Annotated in this window: 13 protein-coding genes, 1 tRNA gene and 1 riboswitch; of the genes, 1 reads left to right on the top strand and 13 read right to left on the bottom strand. The window is 70.7% G+C overall.

All coding sequences use genetic code 11. The annotated features are described in order from the left end of the window. Positions 1-103 precede the first annotated feature (103 nt). The 3 genes from DY157_RS00565 to DY157_RS00555 are packed head-to-tail and all read right to left on the bottom strand — an operon-like array spanning position 104 to position 3,124. On the bottom strand, positions 104-967 hold the full coding sequence (locus DY157_RS00565) for a GNAT family N-acetyltransferase (RefSeq protein ID WP_328587393.1): 864 nt from the start codon (positions 965-967) through the stop codon (positions 104-106). A gap of 1 nt (position 968) precedes the next feature. Then, on the bottom strand, positions 969-2,198 hold the full coding sequence (locus tag DY157_RS00560; protein ID WP_115726701.1) for a molybdopterin molybdotransferase MoeA: 1,230 nt from the start codon (positions 2,196-2,198) through the stop codon (positions 969-971). Further along, positions 2,198-3,124, bottom strand: coding sequence for a UTP--glucose-1-phosphate uridylyltransferase (locus DY157_RS00555; RefSeq protein WP_115727854.1), 927 nt, complete (start codon positions 3,122-3,124; stop codon positions 2,198-2,200). The genes DY157_RS00560 and DY157_RS00555 overlap by 1 nt, the downstream gene beginning before the upstream one ends. 35 nt (positions 3,125-3,159) lie before the next feature. On the opposite strand from DY157_RS00555, the gene DY157_RS11625 reads away from it, so the two are divergent. Continuing rightward, entirely contained in the window at positions 3,160-4,077 is a 918-nt protein-coding gene (locus DY157_RS11625; protein WP_235827022.1) for a 5-formyltetrahydrofolate cyclo-ligase, read from the top strand. Between the two features lie 1,007 nt (positions 4,078-5,084). Here the strand turns inward: DY157_RS11625 and mscL are convergent. From mscL to DY157_RS00495, 10 genes are all read right to left on the bottom strand, one after another. Then, positions 5,085-5,480, bottom strand: coding sequence for a large conductance mechanosensitive channel protein MscL (gene mscL / locus DY157_RS00545; protein WP_115726700.1), 396 nt, complete (start codon positions 5,478-5,480; stop codon positions 5,085-5,087). Positions 5,481-5,510: 30 nt separating this feature from the next. Then, positions 5,511-6,134 carry a CpaB family protein gene (locus DY157_RS00540; RefSeq protein ID WP_115726699.1) on the bottom strand — a complete coding sequence of 208 codons (624 nt, stop codon included), beginning with the start codon at positions 6,132-6,134 and terminating at the stop codon, positions 5,511-5,513. Positions 6,135-6,420: 286 nt separating this feature from the next. Next, the gene (locus tag DY157_RS00535) at positions 6,421-6,666 is read right to left on the bottom strand and encodes a toxin (RefSeq protein WP_115727852.1); all 246 of its coding nucleotides are present in this window, start codon (positions 6,664-6,666) and stop codon (positions 6,421-6,423) included. Positions 6,667-6,770: 104 nt separating this feature from the next. After that, on the bottom strand, positions 6,771-10,862 hold the full coding sequence (locus tag DY157_RS00530; RefSeq protein WP_115726698.1) for a prevent-host-death family protein: 4,092 nt from the start codon (positions 10,860-10,862) through the stop codon (positions 6,771-6,773). 948 nt (positions 10,863-11,810) lie between these two features. Then, positions 11,811-11,883 (bottom strand) — tRNA-Arg (locus DY157_RS00520). A gap of 90 nt (positions 11,884-11,973) precedes the next feature. After that, positions 11,974-12,834 (bottom strand): purine-nucleoside phosphorylase, encoded by an 861-nt coding sequence (locus DY157_RS00515; protein WP_115726696.1) that lies wholly within the window; start codon positions 12,832-12,834, stop codon positions 11,974-11,976. After that, on the bottom strand, positions 12,827-14,302 hold the full coding sequence (locus DY157_RS00510; protein ID WP_115726695.1) for a purine-cytosine permease family protein: 1,476 nt from the start codon (positions 14,300-14,302) through the stop codon (positions 12,827-12,829). Before DY157_RS00510 ends, DY157_RS00515 begins: the two co-directional genes overlap by 8 nt. Positions 14,303-14,526: 224 nt before the next feature. Next, a complete protein-coding gene (locus tag DY157_RS00505) occupies positions 14,527-15,459 on the bottom strand; it encodes a universal stress protein (protein ID WP_115726694.1) in 933 nt (310 codons plus the stop codon). A 130-nt stretch (positions 15,460-15,589) separates the two neighbouring features. Then, positions 15,590-16,363, bottom strand: coding sequence for a C40 family peptidase (locus DY157_RS00500; RefSeq protein WP_115726693.1), 774 nt, complete (start codon positions 16,361-16,363; stop codon positions 15,590-15,592). Between the two features lie 7 nt (positions 16,364-16,370). Beyond that, positions 16,371-16,532: riboswitch (cyclic di-AMP (ydaO/yuaA leader) on the bottom strand. Positions 16,533-16,661: 129 nt separating this feature from the next. Continuing rightward, positions 16,662-17,339 (bottom strand): metal-dependent transcriptional regulator, encoded by a 678-nt coding sequence (locus tag DY157_RS00495; protein WP_115726692.1) that lies wholly within the window; start codon positions 17,337-17,339, stop codon positions 16,662-16,664. Between the last annotated feature and the right edge of the window lie 124 nt (positions 17,340-17,463).

Below are 17,463 nucleotides of genomic sequence, written 5' to 3'. Positions count from 1 at the left end.
CCTCCGCGCCGCGCCGAGTCCGGAGCGCGTGTTGGATGTCGCACGTCAGAGGGCATTCACAGTGTTCACATGCGTCACATTCGCCCCACGCGTCACGCGTCGGTTACTCCTCCGCGGACTCCTCGAGACGCGCCCGGACGAGCCCTCCGGGCGGCAGCGACTCCGCGTCGATCGAGAACGCGAGGTGATCCGCCCACGCGCCGTTGATGTGCATGAAGCGAGGACGAAGCCCCTCCTCGGTGAGCCCGAGCCGACGGCACAGCCCGAGCGAGGGCGCGTTCTCCGGACGGACGTCGACCTCGACGCGGTGCAGGCCGAGCTCGCCGATCACGAGGTCGATGACGAGCGCCGCGCCGAGCACGCCGAGCCCGCGCCCCGACCACGAGCGCGCGAGCCAGTAGCCGAGCATCCCCTGCGACATCGCGCCGCGCTGGACGTTGGAGAGGGAGAACTGACCGGCGATCTCGCCGTCGACCTCCGCGATCATGACGAGCGCTCGCCCGGCCCGCTGCTCGCGGTCCGTCTTCCGCGTGTATTCGGCGAGGTCGGGAAGGATCTCATTCGTCCCGGGCGGCAGGGTCGCCTCCCACGGCGACAGCCAGTCGGAGTTCGCGCGCCGCACCGCGTCGACGGCGGTGTGGTCGCGCCCCCACGCCGGCCGCAGGACGACGACGCCCGGCTCCACCTCCGCGGCGGACGAGGCCGGGGCCGCGCGCCTCGCGTGCCGGGCCGAACGAGCGCGCGAGCGAGAAGGGGGCGCCGGCCGCTCATCGAATCCGGGGGCCCGGTCGTCGGGGCCGGACGGGCGCACCGCCCCGCCCTCGTCGATCGATCCGCGAACGAGCGCGGGGCGCGGCGCGTGGAGCAGACCGCGGCCGACGGGGTCGCGGATCTCGAGGGTCAGCTCGCCGAGCGAGCGCCCCCAGACCCGGGCGAAGGGCCGGTACAGCCAGTCCGAGCCGCTCACGTCAGTCGAGCACCAGGCACTGGAGGAGGTCGCCCGCCTTCACGTTCGTCGTCGCCTCGGGGACGATCGCGAGGGCGTTCGACTCGGCGAGGGCCGAGAGGAGGAGCGACGCGGGCGCGCCCATGACCTTCGCCTGGTAGCCCGACTTCGGGTCGCCGACGAGGCGCACGCGGACGAACTCGCGGCGCCCGCGTGGCGAGTACCACGAGCGGTCGACGGCGGCGCGCACCGACGGGCGGGTGAGCTGCGTCCACCCCTGCATGTGGCGCAGGGCCGGGCGGACGAAGACCTCGAAGCACACCTGGGCCGAAACCGGATCGCCGGGCAGGCAGAAGATCGGGGTGCCGCCCTTCCCGTCCTCGTCCCCGCCGACGGTCCCGACGCCGAGGATGTGACCCGGCCAGGCGGCCACGTTGTCGAAGCGGACCGTGCCGAGAACCGAGAGGACCTCGCGGACCGTATCGCCCGACCCGTAGGAGATGCCGCCCGTCGTGAGGATGAGATCGGCGCGGACGAGCTGATCCTCGATGGTCTCGCGCAGGACCGTGCGCTCGTCGGGGACGGCGGCGACGCGGAAGGTCTGGGCGCCGGCGTCGGCGATCGCAGTCGAGAGGGCGTGGCCGTTCGCGTCGAAGACGGTGCCCGGGCGGGCGCGGCGACCCGGTTCGACGATCTCGTCGCCGATCGAGAGGATGACGACGCGCGGACGCGGATGGACGAAGACCCGCGAGCGCCCCACGCCGGCGAGGAGCGCGACCTGACGGGCGCCGACGCGCGAGCCCTTGCGGAGGACGACCTCGCCCTCCTCGACGTCCTCGGCCTTGCGGCGGATGTTCTCGCCGATCGCGGGCTGCGTGCGGACCTTCACCCGCGCGACGCCGTGGTCGGTGAAGTCGAGGGCGATGACGCAGTCCGCTCCGGCGGGCATCGGCGCACCCGACGCGATGCGGATCGCGGTCCCCGGCACGAGGGCCGCGGGGTTGACGTCGCCCGCGCGGATCTCCTCGGTGACCGGCAATTCGACGAGGGCATCCGGGCGCGCGCCGACGAGGTCCTCGGATCGGACCGCGTAGCCGTCGCAGGCGGCGAGGTCGGCGACAGGGAGATCGAAGGGCGCCTCGACGTCCTCGGCGAGCACGCAGGAGACCGCGTCGGCGAGCTGAACCTCGAGCGGGGGCTGCTGGGAGACGGAGGCGAGGCAGTCCTGATAGAACTCGGCGACGGTCCGCATCAGCCCTCGTTCAGTTCGGCGCGGAGGTACTCGCGCAACGCCGGCCCGAGGTCGGGGTCCTCGAGGGCGAGGGAGACGTTCGCCTCGAGATAGCCGAGCTTGTCGCCCGTATCGAAACGGCGCTCGTTGACGACGACCCCGTAGAGCCCGCCGCCCTGCTCGACCGGCAGGTCGATCATGCGCGCGTAGCCGTCGGTGAGCTGGTACTCGTTATTCGCGCCCGGCTCGATCCTCTCGAGGGCGTCGAACACGGCCGGATCGAGGAGGTAGCGGCCGATGACGGCGTACTCGGACTTCACCTCATCGAGCGGGGGCTTCTCGACGACCTCGTCGATGCGGACGAGCTCGCCCTCCTCGAGGTCGACGCCCTCGGGGATCGGGAGCACCGTGACAGCGGTCGACGCGTAGGCCGTCGCCTGCTCGGGCGTCACCTTGAGGAGCGCGACGACCGAACCGCCGAGCGCCTGGCGGACCTCGATCATCCGCTTGAGGAGCTGGGCGCCCGGCTCCATGAGGTCGTCGGGGAGCATGACGACGAAGGGCGCATCGCCGACGTGGCGCTTCGCCTGGAGGATCGCGTGGCCCAGGCCGAGCGGGTGCCCCTGACGCACGGCGTGCACGCGCGCGTACCCCTTGTACTCGTTGACGAGGTCGAGAGCGGCGGTCTTCCCGGACTTCGCGAGATCGGCCTCGAGACCGGGCTCGGCGTCGAAGTAGTCCTCGATCGACTGCTTGCCGGCGCGGGTGACGAAGAGGACGTCCTCGATGCCGGCATCGGTCGCCTCACGGACGATGTACTCGATCGAGGGCCGGTCGACGACCGGGAGCATCTCCTTCGGCACGGACTTCGTGATGGGGAGGAACCGGGTGCCGCGTCCTGCCGAGGGGACGACGGCGTGGACTACGGGCGTCTTCGCGTCTGTCATGATGTCCACAGTACCGAGAAGGGACGGGATTCGACGTGCGCGACGATGAGAAGGCGCGAATCCGGGCGCTGGCACGCGCCCGCAGGCGAGCACGCCGCGCGGCCGAGGCGGAGTTCCCCCTCGCGCACTCGTCGACCGGACCGCGCTCGTTGAGCGAGCCGGGCTTGTTGAGCGAGCCGGGCTTGTTGAGCGAGCCGGGCTTGTTGAGCGAGCCGGGCTTGTTGAGCGACCCCGGTGATCGTCCCCTCGCGCGCTCGTTCACCGATTCCGACGCCTCCGGCCCTGCGCGCTCGTTCACCGATACGAGCTCGGCGAGCCTCGACGCGACCGGAGCTCCCGTCCGCCCGTTCACCGGCTCACCCGACACTCACTCGACGGCGCGGAGCGTCTCGCAGACCGCGGAGGCCGAGGACCTCCGCAGGCACTGGTTCGACCTCCTCGCGGCACTCGGCATCGGGCGCGACTCCGCAACCGATGCGCCACTCCCCTACCTTCCGGCCCTCTTCCTGCCGACACCGCTCGAACCGGACATCCGGCTCGTCCTCTCCGACTCGCCACGACGCCTGCTTCCCGCCCTCGTCGATCGCGACGGACGCCCGCTCAGCGGTCCCGCGTGGACGCTCGAAGCGGAGACCTCGGATCGGTCCGACGAGTCGCCCGCGGAGGAAGGGCCTCACCGCCGGGCGAAGCACGTCCTCGGGCCCGAGGCCCTCGCCGACGCCGACGTCGTCCTCATCGCCGCGCTCGCCGTCGACGCCGCGGGCACGCGCGTCGGCCAGGGCGGCGGCTGGTACGACCGCGCGCTCGTTCATGCGCGCCCGGGCGTCCCGATCGTCGCCGCGATCTTCGACGACGAGTGGAGCGACCGTCCGCTCCCGCGCCTCCCCCACGACCGCCCGGTCGACGCGGTCGTCTCGCCCGGAGGATTCCGGCTCCTCGGCGCCAATCGCTGATCCGAACTCCCGCTCCTCGACGGGTCCTACGCTCCTCGACGGGTCCTACGCTCCTCGACGGGTCCTCCGCTCCTCGACGGGTCCTCCGCTCCTCGACGGGTCCTCCGCTCCTCGACGGGTCCTACGCCGCTCGGCGGGTCCTACGCCGCTCGGCGGGTCCTACGCCGCTCGGCGGGTCCTACGCCGCTCGGCGGGTCCTACGCCGCTCGGCGGGTCCTACGCCGCTCGGCAAACGTTAGGCGCGACGGCATGTGCGCCCAACTCCATGTTCGGCGGCAACTCAACGTTTGGCGGGTTTTCCAGCGTTTGGCGGCGAAAATCGCCCCGTATTGCGCCACCAAACACCAGGAAAGCCGCCAAACGCGTGTTGGGAAAGCGACCCGGATTCACGAGGCCGGGGCCGAGCGCCGGTCAGACCACGCACACCCGCGCTTGTTCAAAAGAGCCCCAACCTCTACGCCGAGAGCATCACCTTGCTCGATCGAGGGGATGTCCCCGCCCCAGAACGCACACTCGGCGCGTCCCCCGGACGACAAGACCCGCCGAGTGTGCGATCCGGGTTGCACCTCCCCTCGGCGTTCGTTGGACTCAACGACGTCTGGCGGGTATCTCAGCGTTTGGCGGGTTCTTTAGCGTTTGGCGGCGAAAATCGCCCCGTATTGCGCCGCCAAACACCAGGAAAGCCGCCAAACGCGTGTTGGGAAGGCGACCCGGCTTCACGAGGCCGGGGCCGGGCGCCGATCGATCGGTGAACAAGCGTGCTTGTTCGAGCAGGGCCCCAATCTCTCCGCCGAGAGCCTCACCTTGCTCGATCGGGGGATCTCCGCCGAGCACCAGCTCGGCCCGCACTCGGCGTGGAAAGCACTGCGCCCCATCGACCTCGGCTCGCCGCCGACCCGCTGGATGCACCGCCGCGCCCTCGTCGATGCGGACGCGAAAAGGGGCCCCGCGCAGTGCTGCGCGGGGCCCTTCGAACCCTCGACCGGACTGAGAAGTCCGGAACCGGATCAGTTGTTCTGCTTGGCGAGGAGATCGCGGATCTCCGAGAGGAGCTTGACGTCCTCGGTCGGCTCGGCGGCGGCCTCTTCAGCGGTCTCCTCCTTGGCGGTGCGCTCCTTGAGCTTGTTCATCGGAACGACGATCGCGAAGTAGACGGCGATGGCGACGAGGAGGAAGTTGACGATCGCGGTGAGGATCGTGCCGGGCTGGATCGGGTCGGAGCCGTTGATCGAGAAGGCGAGGACCGAGTCGAAGTTCGGCTGGCCGACGAGGGCGCCGATGATGCCCATGATGACGTTGGTGATGGCCTCGACGATGGGGGTGAAGGCGGCGCCGATGATGACGGCGACGGCGAGGTCGAGAGCGTTGCCCTTGGCAATGAACTCCTTGAAGCCCTGGATCATGATGAAGTCTCCTGTGTTGAGAGAGCCTCGCTAATCGATTCGGGATGAGGTCATCGCGAGGCTGAGTGTGCCGGTCCCGGCGTGACCCAGGACCTCTTCGGTATCCGCGGCGTCGACGATGAGGTCGATCCTCGCGGCAGGCGACGTCTCCCATGCGGGACCGTCGCTCACTGATATCGAGGATATTCGCGCTTGAGAACTCAACAAGATCGCGCTGCAGCCGTTTACGTCGCAGTTCTCCGGGAATCCCCACAAATCCGCAGAATCTCCCGGTTCTAGGGGTGGGACTTGTGTCCCATCCAACACGATGGAAACGACGCTCTTCCCCGGTTCAAGGGCGCGTCCGAGCGCGGATCCTGCGAGCGTCGACTCCGAGAGGACCGTTCCTGCCTTCGCGGGCTCGCCCGGCCAGCGCTTCGGAAGGGGTGCGTCGACGGGGAGAGCATCTCTCGGGCGCGCCGCCTCGGGGACGTCGATCGCGCGCACGGCGGCCGGCCCGAGTTCCTGCCCGCGGGCGACGTCGGCGGCGAGGACGAGGACGCGCGCCCGCCCGCGATCGGGCAGAACAGCGAGGGTGAGCGCGGCGACCGCGGCGAGAATCGCGGTGACGATGAGGATCCAGCGGATGAGCGGCCAGCGGTCGAGGTGGGTCATGCGCCCATTCGAGCGCGCGCCGCGATGCCGCGCACGCACCGGCCCGTAAGCCTGTGGACGGGAGTGCTCGCCTCTGCGCTGTGTGGACGCGGTTCTCGCGCGCTCGTTCATCGACGAGGGCGGGGCGGCAAGCGGACTCGGCCCAACGGATGGGGCGGCGCGCTCACCACGCGCGCTTGTTCACCGACGCCTCGGCACCCGGCTGCGGCTCCGTGAACGAGCCCGCAAGAAGGAACGCTGAACAAGCGCGCAAGACGGCGCCGCGCTCAAGGAGCGCGCGAGGAGCTCAGGCGCGGGCCTGGGCGTGCGGGGGCACGTTCTCCAACAAGCGCCGATCGTTCGCGCCGTCCCCGCGGTCCGAGGAGTCGCGCATCGACCCCGGCCGCCGATCCCCGTCGGTGACGCGGTCCTCCCACGAGGGTGCGACCCCGTGCTCGATGAGGCGACGATCGACGTCCGACACGTAGGTCGCGACGCGCCGGCGCTTCTTCCGAGCGGGCCGATCGACCGCGGCTCCCGGCCGCTCGGCCACACGCTCCGACGAGGCGCCCGTCGCGTCAACAAGCGCGCGAGAATCGTCCCCCTGCTCCCGCGGCTCCCCGGCGGCGTCGGTCCCACTCGACGAGGACGTCACGGTCACTCCGCCGAATCGGATTCGCCGGCCCCGGCCTCGTCGATCGGAGCGGCGGGCTCGGTGCGGCGGACGACGTTGCCGAGCACCGCGTCGGACTGGAACCCGCGGCGCGTGATGCCGAGGGCGGCGCGGAGCTCGTCGGCGGTCTCCTCGCGGGTGCGGGCGACGCCGTCGGAGCGGACCCAGTGGGCCATCTCGTCGAGCTGGTCGTCGGAGTAGGCGGCGAGCGGCAGGCCGGGGGCGATCGCCGGGCGCGGGCCCCGTTCGGCGACGGGTTCGGTCGCGACGACCACGTCGAGCATGCCGGTGTGAAGGTCGTCGGCGCGCTCGCGCGCCTCGGAGGTCGAGGCGACGAGATCGTCGAGCGCGGTGTCGCCCTCGATGATCGTCTCGGTCTCGGGCTCGAGCTCGACGACCTCGGGGACGTCGACGACAGGGGTCGCGGGGCCGTTCACCTCGTCGACGGCGTCGAGGACGAGCTGGACGATCGTCTCCGCCTCCTTGGCCGGGTCGATGAAAACGGCCATCGAGAGGGCGGTGTGGACCTTCCAGCCCTGAGCCTCGAGCATCGCGGGGCGCATCCGGTCGCGAACGCGGAGGGACGGCTCGGCGACGTAGGCGTCGTCGTCGGTGAGGACCGCGACGAGGAGGCGGCCGGGGACCTCGGGGTGGCCGATGGCAAGCGGGATGCGCATGCCGCCGGGAATGCCGATGTTGGGGACGACCTCGAGGCCCATGCCGTAGAGGCGGTCGGCGAGGTCGACGAGGAGGCGGTCGGGCTCGGCCTCGAGGACCGGCCAGCCGCCGTGGCCGAGGCCGGACTGGCCCTCGCCGATCTCGAGGAGGTCGAGGAGCATGTGGGCGCCCTCGGTCGACAGGCGCGAGCGGTCGACCTCGTCCGAGCGGAGCGAGGAGACGAGCGTGAGGTCGCCGCGCACCGCGCGCAGGACGTCGGCCATAACGGGCGCACCCTTCGGGGTGGAGAACTCCCCGAAGTCGTGGATGACGCGACCGTGCGGCGTCTTCGCGTAGCCGACCGTGAGGATGATCCGGTCGCGGCTGAACCCGCGCGCCTCCGAGGGGTCGACGACGACGAAGGGCTGCGCCGAGTTCGCATCGAAGAAGTCCGCGAGGCCCGGCTCCTCGGCGCGGGTGCGCGCGAGCGCCTGGCGGATCCGCTCGGCGTGGCGGGCATTGAGGGCGATGACGCCGAGCGAGCGCTCGGGCTGCTCGACCGCGTGGGCGACGACGAGGTCGACGACGGCCTCGACCTCGTCGAAGGTCGACTCGACGGCGTGCGCGCCGGGGGCCGGCATTCCCGAACCGACGCACCACACCGCGGTGATCGGCGCGGCGGCCGCGGTCCACGGGACGGGGACGCCCGTGTGGTCGACGCCGTGGCGGGCGAGGAGCAGCGCCACCTGATCGTTGAGGCGCGTCGGGGCGACGGCCATCCGCGTCGTCGGGAGCACGGTCGCGAGGGCGGTCGCGGCCCCGCCCTCGGCGGCGCCGGACAGATCGGCGAGGACGACGACCTGGCGGGCGCGAGCGACGATCGGGACGAGCTCGGCGATCGGGAGGTCGTCGACGTCGTCGAGGACGAGGAGGTCGACGTGATGGCCGGGCTTGACGAGCGCGGGGACGAGCGTCGGCACCGTGAACACGACGGGCACGAGGTGTCGGACGAGCGGCACCGCGGTGAAGAGCTCGATCGCGGACGTCGATTTGTCGACGAGTTCGGCGAGCTTCGCCTGCTGGTCGGGCCGCGTCGCCATCGCCTGGAGGCGAAGACGACGAAGCTGGCCGAGCGACTGCGGGGCGAGGGACTGCACCTGCTCGAGGTCGAGGGCTCGGCCGAGCGCGAGCGTCTCCTCGAGGTGGGCGGGGTCGAAGCCGCCGAGCTCCGGCTCGCTCGCGAGCATGAGCCCGAGGATCGACGCCCACCACGAGAGGTCGAGTTCCGCGTCGATGAGGTCGGGACCGACGTGGCGGTCGCGCAGGTCGTTCGCCAGCGGCGCGAGGCCGATCTCGCCGAGCTCCTTGAGGACGCCGACGCGCTTGGGAAGCTCGCGGGCGCCGTCCGGATCCGCGTCGAGCGAGTCGAAGAGGGCGCCGAGTTCGGCGACGCGCATGCGCGCGAAATCCCGGTGGGAGGTCGAGAAGACCGGCTCGAGGGCCTCGAGGTCCTCGCGGATCGACCGTGTAAGGGCGGCGGAGTCGTCGAGGCGCTGCGGGAGGGTCGGCCAGCCGTCGTCGTTCGTGCGGGCGCGCCAGGCCTCTCGACGGTCCTGAACTTTGAGGAGCTCGGCGTGGAGGTCGGCGACGTGCGTACCAGGGCGGACGAAGTCCTGGGCGCGCTTGACGAGGCGCACGCGCTCCGAGCGCTTCATCGTGATGCCGTGGGCGGCGCGCCACTGCTTGGGGGCGGTGGCGATCACCATGTCGGCGGCGGACTGCTCGAACACGTGGGGCTGGAAGATGTCGAGGACGTCGCGGACGCCCTCGAACATGTCGAGCTGCTCGGCCCACTCCTCGAGCGTCGTGGCCGGCGCGATGCCGGTTTCGCCGGCGACCGCGCCCATACGGACGCGCAGCTGCGGGAGGGACTCGCTCGCGAGTCGGTGAACGCGCGTCAGGACGTCGGGGACCTGCTCCTCGGAGCCGATGACGACGCCCTTCCACGCGGCGTGCGCCGTGGCCCTCGAGAAGATCCCGAGGTCGGAGGCCTCGTGGAGGAGGTCTCGGGCGCGCACGCCCTGGTCCTGTGCGACGGCGAGGAGCACCTCCTCGCGCAGTCGGACGCGGGTCGCGGGGCTCGGGTGGGCGCTCGTGAGATCGGTGAGGACCTGGAGCGCGTTGAAGGCGCTCACGCCGAAGGCGCGGAACGGCCGGTGGAGGGAGCCGGTGTACGAGGAGAGCCTCGCCCGCACGTCGCGCAGGCGCGTGCGCATATCGTCGACCTCGCGCGCGTCCGCGACCGCGGAGGTGTCCGTCATCGCCGTCCGCAGAAGGGCGCGGAGCTCCTCGCCGGAGGTCGTCGTCCCGTCGATGCGCGTCGCCGCCTCCATGAGGCCGAGTTCGCGCAGGCGGTCCTCGGCGCGCGTCGTCCGCGAGGGCGAGCCGCCGATGTGGAGCGTCTGGCGCCCGGAGGCGGCGGCGTCCGCGAGGATCGCGCCGACGAGGGCGGTGTCGTCCGCGCCGTGCGGGACGTCGACGAGGAAGGACCGGCCGGAGGCCGCCGCCTCGACGACGTCGAGCTGTCGGGGCGTGAGGTCGCCGGCGCCGCGCTCCTTCCACGGGTCGCGATCGGTCGGGTCGCCGGCGGGCAGGGGCGTGAGGGTCTCGGCGCGGGCGGCCCCGTCGCCGGCGAGCGCCCGGACGACGGGCGAGCCGAGGAGGTGCTCGGAGTGGGAGAACTCGCGCAGGAGCCCGGACGCCGGGTGCTCGAAGATTCCGAGGACGAGCTCGTCGCGCAGTTCGAAGCGGTCGAGCGCCGCGCCGACCCGGCGCAGATCGGCGAGGGCGCGCGAGGACGAGAACCCGTGAATCGACGTCGCCTGGGCGACGAGCTCCTCGGCGTCGACCTCGACGCCCCGATCGGCGAGGGCGGAGGCGAGGATCGGATCGAGCGCGTACCCGGGGAGCAGGGTGACGGTGATGTCGCCGCCGTTGTCGGTGAGGCGCGCGGGCCGCAGGAGCGCGGCGGAGGCGACCGCCTCGCCCGCCTCGAACCAGCGGGCGTGGCCGATGGACATGTGGACGAGCCCGACGCCGTGGCGCGCGGCGAGCTCGTTCGAGGTCGCGATGATCGTGCGCGCGCGCTCGATCGCGCGCTGATGCGAGTTCGGCTCGCGGATGAGCAGTGAGAGGCGCGTCGGATGATCCGTGTAGAGCTGCGCGAGGCCGCCGGGGTGCGGCTGGTTCATCGTGAGGCGCGGGGCGTCCTCGCCGTCGATGCGCGTGAGGCGCAGGAGGTCGTCCTGCCACGCGGCGAGCGCGGCCCCGAGATGCTCGGAGGACGCGCCCGCGGCGGGGGGAGTCGTCTGGGGCGCGGCGGCGCCGCGGGGAAGACGTGAGAAGAAACCATTGGCCACCCTCCCACGGTAACGGGCGCGAGCCCGCCTCCTCGGGAGGCTCCGCCGTGATCCGCGTCTTCCGCGCTCGTTCACCGCGGGGGCGTTGCGCGCTCGTTCACCGCGGGGCCGTTGCGCGCTCGTTCACGAGGCCGGGGCCGGGCGCCCATCGGTCGGCGAACAAGCGCGCATGGTGAAGTCCACCGTCTCTTCACTCCCCCGCGTCCGGCGCACCGCCCCGACCTCGTCGGTCGACAAGCGCGCGGACGTCCGTTCCCTCGAGGGCCGCATCGGGGCGGGCGCCTGGGCGTTCTCGGACGCGCTGCACCCGAAGTCGATCCAGACGACCACGAAGGACCTCCGTGTCGGAGCTGATGGGGCACCGACGCGGGTGCCGATCACGGTCACCACCTGGATCGCCGTCTCGGCGCAGTCGACCGACGAAGAGCACCGCGGAGTGTGCGATCCAGGTACCACCACCGGCGGATTCAGCCCCTCGCACAACCCGGATCGCCGTCTCGGCGCAGTCGACCGACGAAGAGCACCGCCGAGTGTGCGATCCAGGTACCACCACCGGCGGATTCAGCCCCTCGCACAACCCGGATCGCCGTCTCGGCGCAGTCGACCGACGAAGAGCACCGCCGAGTGTGCGATCCAGGTACCGCCGCCGGCGGATTCAGCCCCTCGCACAACCCGGATCGCCGTCTCGGCGCAGTTCGCCCGCACCAAAGGGCGCCGAGTGTGCGATCCAGGTTGAAAGGGCGGCCGACCGGCGACAGCATCTCGGTCCGACGAGCGATCTCGAGCCTTATCCGCCCGCGTCTGCGCGCCAACAGGCGCACGAGGAGCACAAGACGTGAGCGGTCGCGAAAGAACAACGCGCTCCAACGCACGCAGAATCCGCGTGGGAACGCCGAACGGGTACTCGGCACGACGAACGGGCGCCGCTGCGCGACGCCCGCCCGGATGTGCCCCCGAGACGATTCGAACGTCCGACACCCGCTTTAGGAGAGCGGTGCTCTATCCCCTGAGCTACGAGGGCCCGCTCGGCGTTGCCGAGCGGGCCCACTCTACCAGCCTCTTGTCGCTTCACGATCTGCCGGCCGGCTCCATGCCGGCGCCTCAGTCGCTCCTAGATGGCCGAGAGGCAAGTGGTGATCGCGGCTTCGACCTTCGGAGTCGCCACGGCCATCGCGCGCAGAACGTCCTCGTGCTCTGTGGGTGCAGGATCGAAGCTCAAGTCGGAGACGACGGAGAGCCCCGCCACTTCGACTCCGAGCTGATGCAGGGCGATCGCCTCGAGGATCGTGCTCATTCCGACGTTGTCGACGCCGTTCGCGGCGAGCATGCGCGATTCTGCGGCCGTCTGGAACTCCGGGCCGCGCAACAGGGCGTAGGTGCCCGTGCGGTCGACGATGCCGTTGAGCAGCGAGTTGAAGCGCGCCGACCAGATGCTCCAGATGTCCGTGAAGACCGGCCCCTCGAAGGGCGATGCCCCCGAGAAGTTGAAGTGGTCCTCGATCGCCATGAGCTCCCCGAGCTTCCAGTCCCGCAGACATCCGCCGGCGTTCGTGAGGAACGCCGCGCGGATTCCGGTCATCGCGCAGATCCGCACGAGCCGGCACACCTGCGAGGGCGTGTAGCCCTCGTAGAGATGCACTCTGCCCGTCGCGACGAGGACGCGCGCCTCGCCTCCGGAGGGCACTGCCACTCGCATCGAGAGGAGCTCCGCGCCGTGCCCCTCGACCGCCGGGACCGGAACCCCGGGAAGCTCGGAGAGCGGGATGCGCGCGTCGATCGACCCGATGCGGTCGAGGGCGTCGCGCAGGCCCGAGCCGAGGACGACGAGGGCGTCGTGGCGGTCCGCTCCGCTTCGCGAGGCGATGAGCCGAGCCGCCTGACGGATCGCGTCCGCGGCCGCGGGATCGTTCTGGCAGCAGTAGTCCAGGGCGTCCTCCCGCTCCGACGACACTGCTTCGGACGGCTCAGGCATTGGCGGACTCCTGCCGGCGGACCTTGGCGCGCGACATGAAGAAGTAGGCGATGAAGCCGATGATCAGCGCGAGGATGACGCCGATGTTGCCGTAGGCCCACGGGCCCTCCTTGCCGCCGAGCATCCACAGCAGGTAGCCCTGCCAGTTGTTCCAGGCCGCGGCCTCGGCGAAGCCGTTGATGACGAAGCCCCAGCCGATCACGCAGGAGAGCGCCATGATCGCCAGCGCGCCCCAGTTGACGGAGCCGTAGATGCCGGAGGCGTCGAAGAGGGACCTTTCGTCGTAGTCGCGCTTGCGCAGGGTGATGTCGGCCATCATGATGCCCGCCCATGCCGCCAACGGCACGCCCAGGGTGATGAGGAAGGACTGGAACGGTCCGATGAAGTCCGGGGAGAAGAAGACGACGAAGATCGTGCCCGCGGTGAGGATGACGCCATCGATGAGGGAGGCCAGCGGACGCGGGATGTCGATGCCCAGGGTCAGAAGGGTCAAGCCCGACGAGTAGATGCCGTTGATCGCGCCGGACAGGAGCGACAGGATCGCCGTCAGGAGGAAGGGGATGAGGAACCACGTGGGCAGGAGGTTCGCCAGCGCGCCGACCGGGTCTCCGCCGATCGCATCCGACAGGTCCGCGTCGGAGCCGGCCAGCATGAGGCCGAAGGAGATGAGGACGACCGGCCCCAGTGAGCCGCCGAAGGTGTTCCAGAAGACGATCGACTTGCCGTCCGCGTCGCGGGACTGGTAGCGCGCCCAGTCGGCCGCGATGTTCACCCATCCGAGACCCATGCCCGTCATGACCATGGTCGCGGCGCCGATCGTCGCGGCGAGGGAGCCGGAGGGAATGGACATGAGGGCCGCCCAGTCGATGTGCGGGACGACGAGGAAGACGTAGATGATCGTCGTGATGCCGGTGAGCCAGGTGAGGACCGCCTGCATCTTCATGATGATGTGGTAGCCAGCGACGGCGCCCAGAACGATGAGCGCCGCGACGACGATCGCCGCGACGATCTTGACCGTCGACCCCTCCTCAGTGGACCATCCCAGGCGCACGAACACCGTCGAGGTCGCGAGAACGGCGGTGATGGCCAGGGAGGTCTCCCAGCCGATCGAGGTGAGCCAGGAGAAGATTCCGGGAACCTTCGCGCCGTTGACGCCGAAGGCCGCGCGCGACATGACCATGGTCGGGACCGAGCCGCGCTTGCCGCCGAGGGCGATCACGCCGCAGATGATGAAGGAGACGACGACGCCGATCAGCGTGACGATGAGCGCCTGGACGAACGAGATTCCGAAGCCGAGGACCCATGCGCCGTAACTCATACCGAACACGGAGATGTTCGACGCGAACCACGGGAGGAACAGGTTGTGCGGCTTCGCCGTGCGTTCCTCGTCGCTGATGATCTCAATACCGGTCGTCTCGATGCCGGTCTTGGCTGACGCGCGCCCCGAAGGGCCTTCCTGACTTGTCATCGTCCTTGATGTTCCTTGTCTGTTGATGGATCGAGTGACACCGGGGACGCCGTCAACCGCGCTCGAATGCGGCGAGGAGGCGGACGCGCCCCGCTTCACGGAGCTCGAAGCTCCTTCCCGCTAATCCGGCCGGGGTCCGACGTTCTAACAATTCGCCCGCCCCCGATCGGGCGATCGTGGGCGGGCGACGAGGGCGAGAGGTCACGTCCTCAGAGGGGCCGTGCTCACCGGCGCTCCCACGTCGGTGCCTCGGCCGGAACGGCCTTGCCGAGGTGATCGGACGGCACGATCATCACCGGGCACGTCGAGTGGCTGAGGACCGTCTGCGACGTCGATCCGAGGAGGACGCCGGCGAGACCGCCGCGCGCCCTCGTGCCGACGACGACGAGGTCCACGGCGGTGGAGAACTCGATGAGGAGCGAGGCGGGCGACCCGTCGAGCGCGTGGCGGGCGATCTCCATCTCGCGCCCGTCGAGCGCCTGATCGATCGCGATGCCCATGCCCTTGCGGACGTCCTTCAGCAGGCTCGAGTGGTCGACGCCCGTCGGCGCCCACGTCATCATCGAGGTGCCCGTCGCGATCGGGACGGCGGACACGGCGGTGAGGCGGGCGCTCCACGTCGCGGCCTCGTCGATCGAGCGGCGCAGGGCCGAGGACGGGACGTCCGAGCCGTCGACGCCGACGACGATGCGCTCGATCGGCATGAACTTCTTGCCGGAGGTGTGGCGCGGGACGACGACGACCGGGCACTTCGCGTGGGCCGGCAGGGCCGAGGACACCGTGCCGAGCAGGCGGTCGGCGAAGGAGCCGCCCCCGCGCGAGCCGACGACGACGAGATCGACCTCGCGGGACATCTCGACGAGCACGCCCGCCGGATCGCCCGGTTCGATCGAGGCCGAGACGCGCTCGGCTCCGCGCTTCTTCGCGATCTCGACGGCCTCGTCGACGACCTGCTGGGCGCCGCGCTTGAGGGCCTCGTCGTCGAGGACGGCGTAGCCCCCATCGAGGGCGGCCGCCGAGTACGAGGCGAGGGCGTAGGTGCACAGGACGTGGACGCGGCCCCCGGTTCGGATTGCGCGATCCGCTGCCCATTTGACGGCGGCGAGGCTCTCCGTTGAGCCGTCGACTCCGACGAGAATGACTTCGGTGGAACCCATGATGGCCTCCTCGTGATGTGTGTCATGCTCATTGTGCCTCATCCGACGCGATTCGGGGAGTGGAAGACGAGGAGAACGAGAAAGTCGGCCGGGTCATCGACCCGGCCGACTTCCGAAGAGTTCGCGCAGCTCAGTAGCGGACGAAGTATCCGCCCGCGCGCACGGAGGAGACCTGCGAGAGGGCTCCGGGGACAGTCGCCTCGACCATCTGGCCGCCGCCGATGTAGATGGCGACGTGACCCGGGTAGGCGACGATGTCGCCCGGCTGGGCCTCGGAGGCGGAAACGACGGTGCCGCCGGCCGCCTGAGCCGACGAGGAGTGCGGAAGGGAGATACCGGCGGCCTGGTAGGCGAGCATCGTGAGGCCCGAGCAGTCGAGGCCGGCGTACGAGGCGCCCGCGTAGACGTAGGGGATGCCGGTGAGCGCGAGAGCCGCGGCGACGATCGACGAGCCGGCGGCGTTGTACGCGGCGGCGGTCGAGGCGGTCGAACTCGTGTCCGCCGAGGCCGAGGCGGAGGAGTCGGACGAGGTGACGTCCGCGCGGGTCTCCGAGCGGTTCGCGGCCGTGGTCTCCTCGACGACGGGCTCTTCGACGACGGGGGCCTCGGCGGAGGCCGTGACCTCGTCGGTGCTCCACGCGATGTCCGGGACGACGACGGTCGTCGCGGAGGACTGGGGGGCGGTGGTGGTGGTCGGAGCCGCGGCGGGCTCACCACTCTGGGATCCGGCAGTCGCGGCGTTCGCGGCGCCGCCGACGACGGCGGTGAGGGCGAGACCGGTGACCGACGCGATGGCCGCGGGGCGGACCGGGCTCAGCGAGGTGATCGTGTCCGCCAGATCGGCGATCGGCTTGAGCGGACGACGCGCCAGTCGGTGGCGCGGCGCGGGCTTGACGGTAGTCACGTGTTGTTGTTTCTCCTTGTGAAACCTTCGAGGTCAGCTGTCGGATTCGGGCAGGAGAGCCCGGCCTGGTCTCCCAGGCTTCACCCCAAGGCCTTGCGGCCGTATTCGGTTCCCCCGTGCCGAACCTGGGTGTCCACGCGCTTCACGGTTCGGCTTCGGTCGATGAAGTGCGGTCGGCCTCGTCGGCCGAGTGACACTGTAGACCGCGGCGACCCCGAATGTCACGCGAAGGTAACGATCGAGGACGAACTCACAGGTTCGGTTCACGATCCGGACGGGCGAGCGAGGACGGGAGGACCTATTCGGCCTCGACGAAGAGGTGCGGCGCGAGCGCCAGCGGAATGCGGAAACCCTCTTCGACCTCGCCGTTCTTCCCAACCGGTCGAATGCGGACGCGATCGCCCTCGTCCTCGAGAACGACGGAGGACCCCGGGCGCAGGTTCGCCGCGGCGAAGGCCGCGATGATCGCGTCGTCGGCCTGGAGGGGCTCCCCGATCCTCACGATCACGAGCGGACGGTCGGCGCGGGAGCGGACGGCGAGCTCGACGGACTCGGCGGGGCGCACGGGTCCGGCCCCGGGGATCGGATTGCCGTAGGGGTCGGTCGCCGGGTCCCCGAGGAGGGAGACGAGCCTCACCTCCACCTGATCCGACATCACGTGCTCCCAGCGACACGCCTCGTCGTGCGCGCGCTCCCAGTCGAGCCCGATGACGTCGATGAGGAGCCGTTCGGCGAGACGATGCTTGCGGACGACCTCGAACGCCTGCCTGCGGCCGCGCGAGGTGAGCTCGAGGCGACGATCGCCGAGGACGTGAAGGAGCCCGTCGCGCTCCATCCTCGCGACCGTCTGCGAGACGGTGGGGCCCGAGTGATCGAGGCGCTCGACGATGCGGGCGCGCAGAGGGGTGACGCCGTCCTCCTCCATCTCGAAGATGGTCTTGAGGTACATCTCGGTCGTGTCGATGAGGTCTCCCACGTCGACGCTCCTTCCCCGCTGCCCGATGGAACCTCCCCAAGGATATGGGCTGCCCCGGCGTTTCTCACGGCGACCGCGACGTCCGCCCGCATCTCGAACTCACGAGGCCGGGGCCGCGCGCTCG

Origin of the sequence: Actinomyces culturomici, assembly GCF_900499005.1 — a bacterium.
Classification (GTDB): Bacteria; Actinomycetota; Actinomycetes; order Actinomycetales; family Actinomycetaceae; genus Pauljensenia; species Pauljensenia culturomici.
Note: the sequence above shows the minus strand (reverse complement) of the source record. Positions and strands in the feature narration are given on the sequence as shown.

Bases quoted from the DNA above. Each gene is read 5' to 3' on its own strand.
- DY157_RS00560 (WP_115726701.1), bottom strand. From the start codon at position 2,198: ATGCGGACCGTCGCCGAGTTCTATCAGGACTGCCTCGCCTCCGTCTCC.
- DY157_RS00555 (WP_115727854.1), bottom strand. From the start codon at position 3,124: ATGACAGACGCGAAGACGCCCGTAGTCCACGCCGTCGTCCCCTCGGCA.
- mscL (WP_115726700.1), bottom strand. From the start codon at position 5,480: ATGATCCAGGGCTTCAAGGAGTTCATTGCCAAGGGCAACGCTCTCGAC.
- DY157_RS00540 (WP_115726699.1), bottom strand. From the start codon at position 6,134: ATGACCCACCTCGACCGCTGGCCGCTCATCCGCTGGATCCTCATCGTC.
- DY157_RS00515 (WP_115726696.1), bottom strand. From the start codon at position 12,834: ATGCCTGAGCCGTCCGAAGCAGTGTCGTCGGAGCGGGAGGACGCCCTG.
- DY157_RS00510 (WP_115726695.1), bottom strand. From the start codon at position 14,302: ATGACAAGTCAGGAAGGCCCTTCGGGGCGCGCGTCAGCCAAGACCGGC.
- DY157_RS00505 (WP_115726694.1), bottom strand. From the start codon at position 15,459: ATGGGTTCCACCGAAGTCATTCTCGTCGGAGTCGACGGCTCAACGGAG.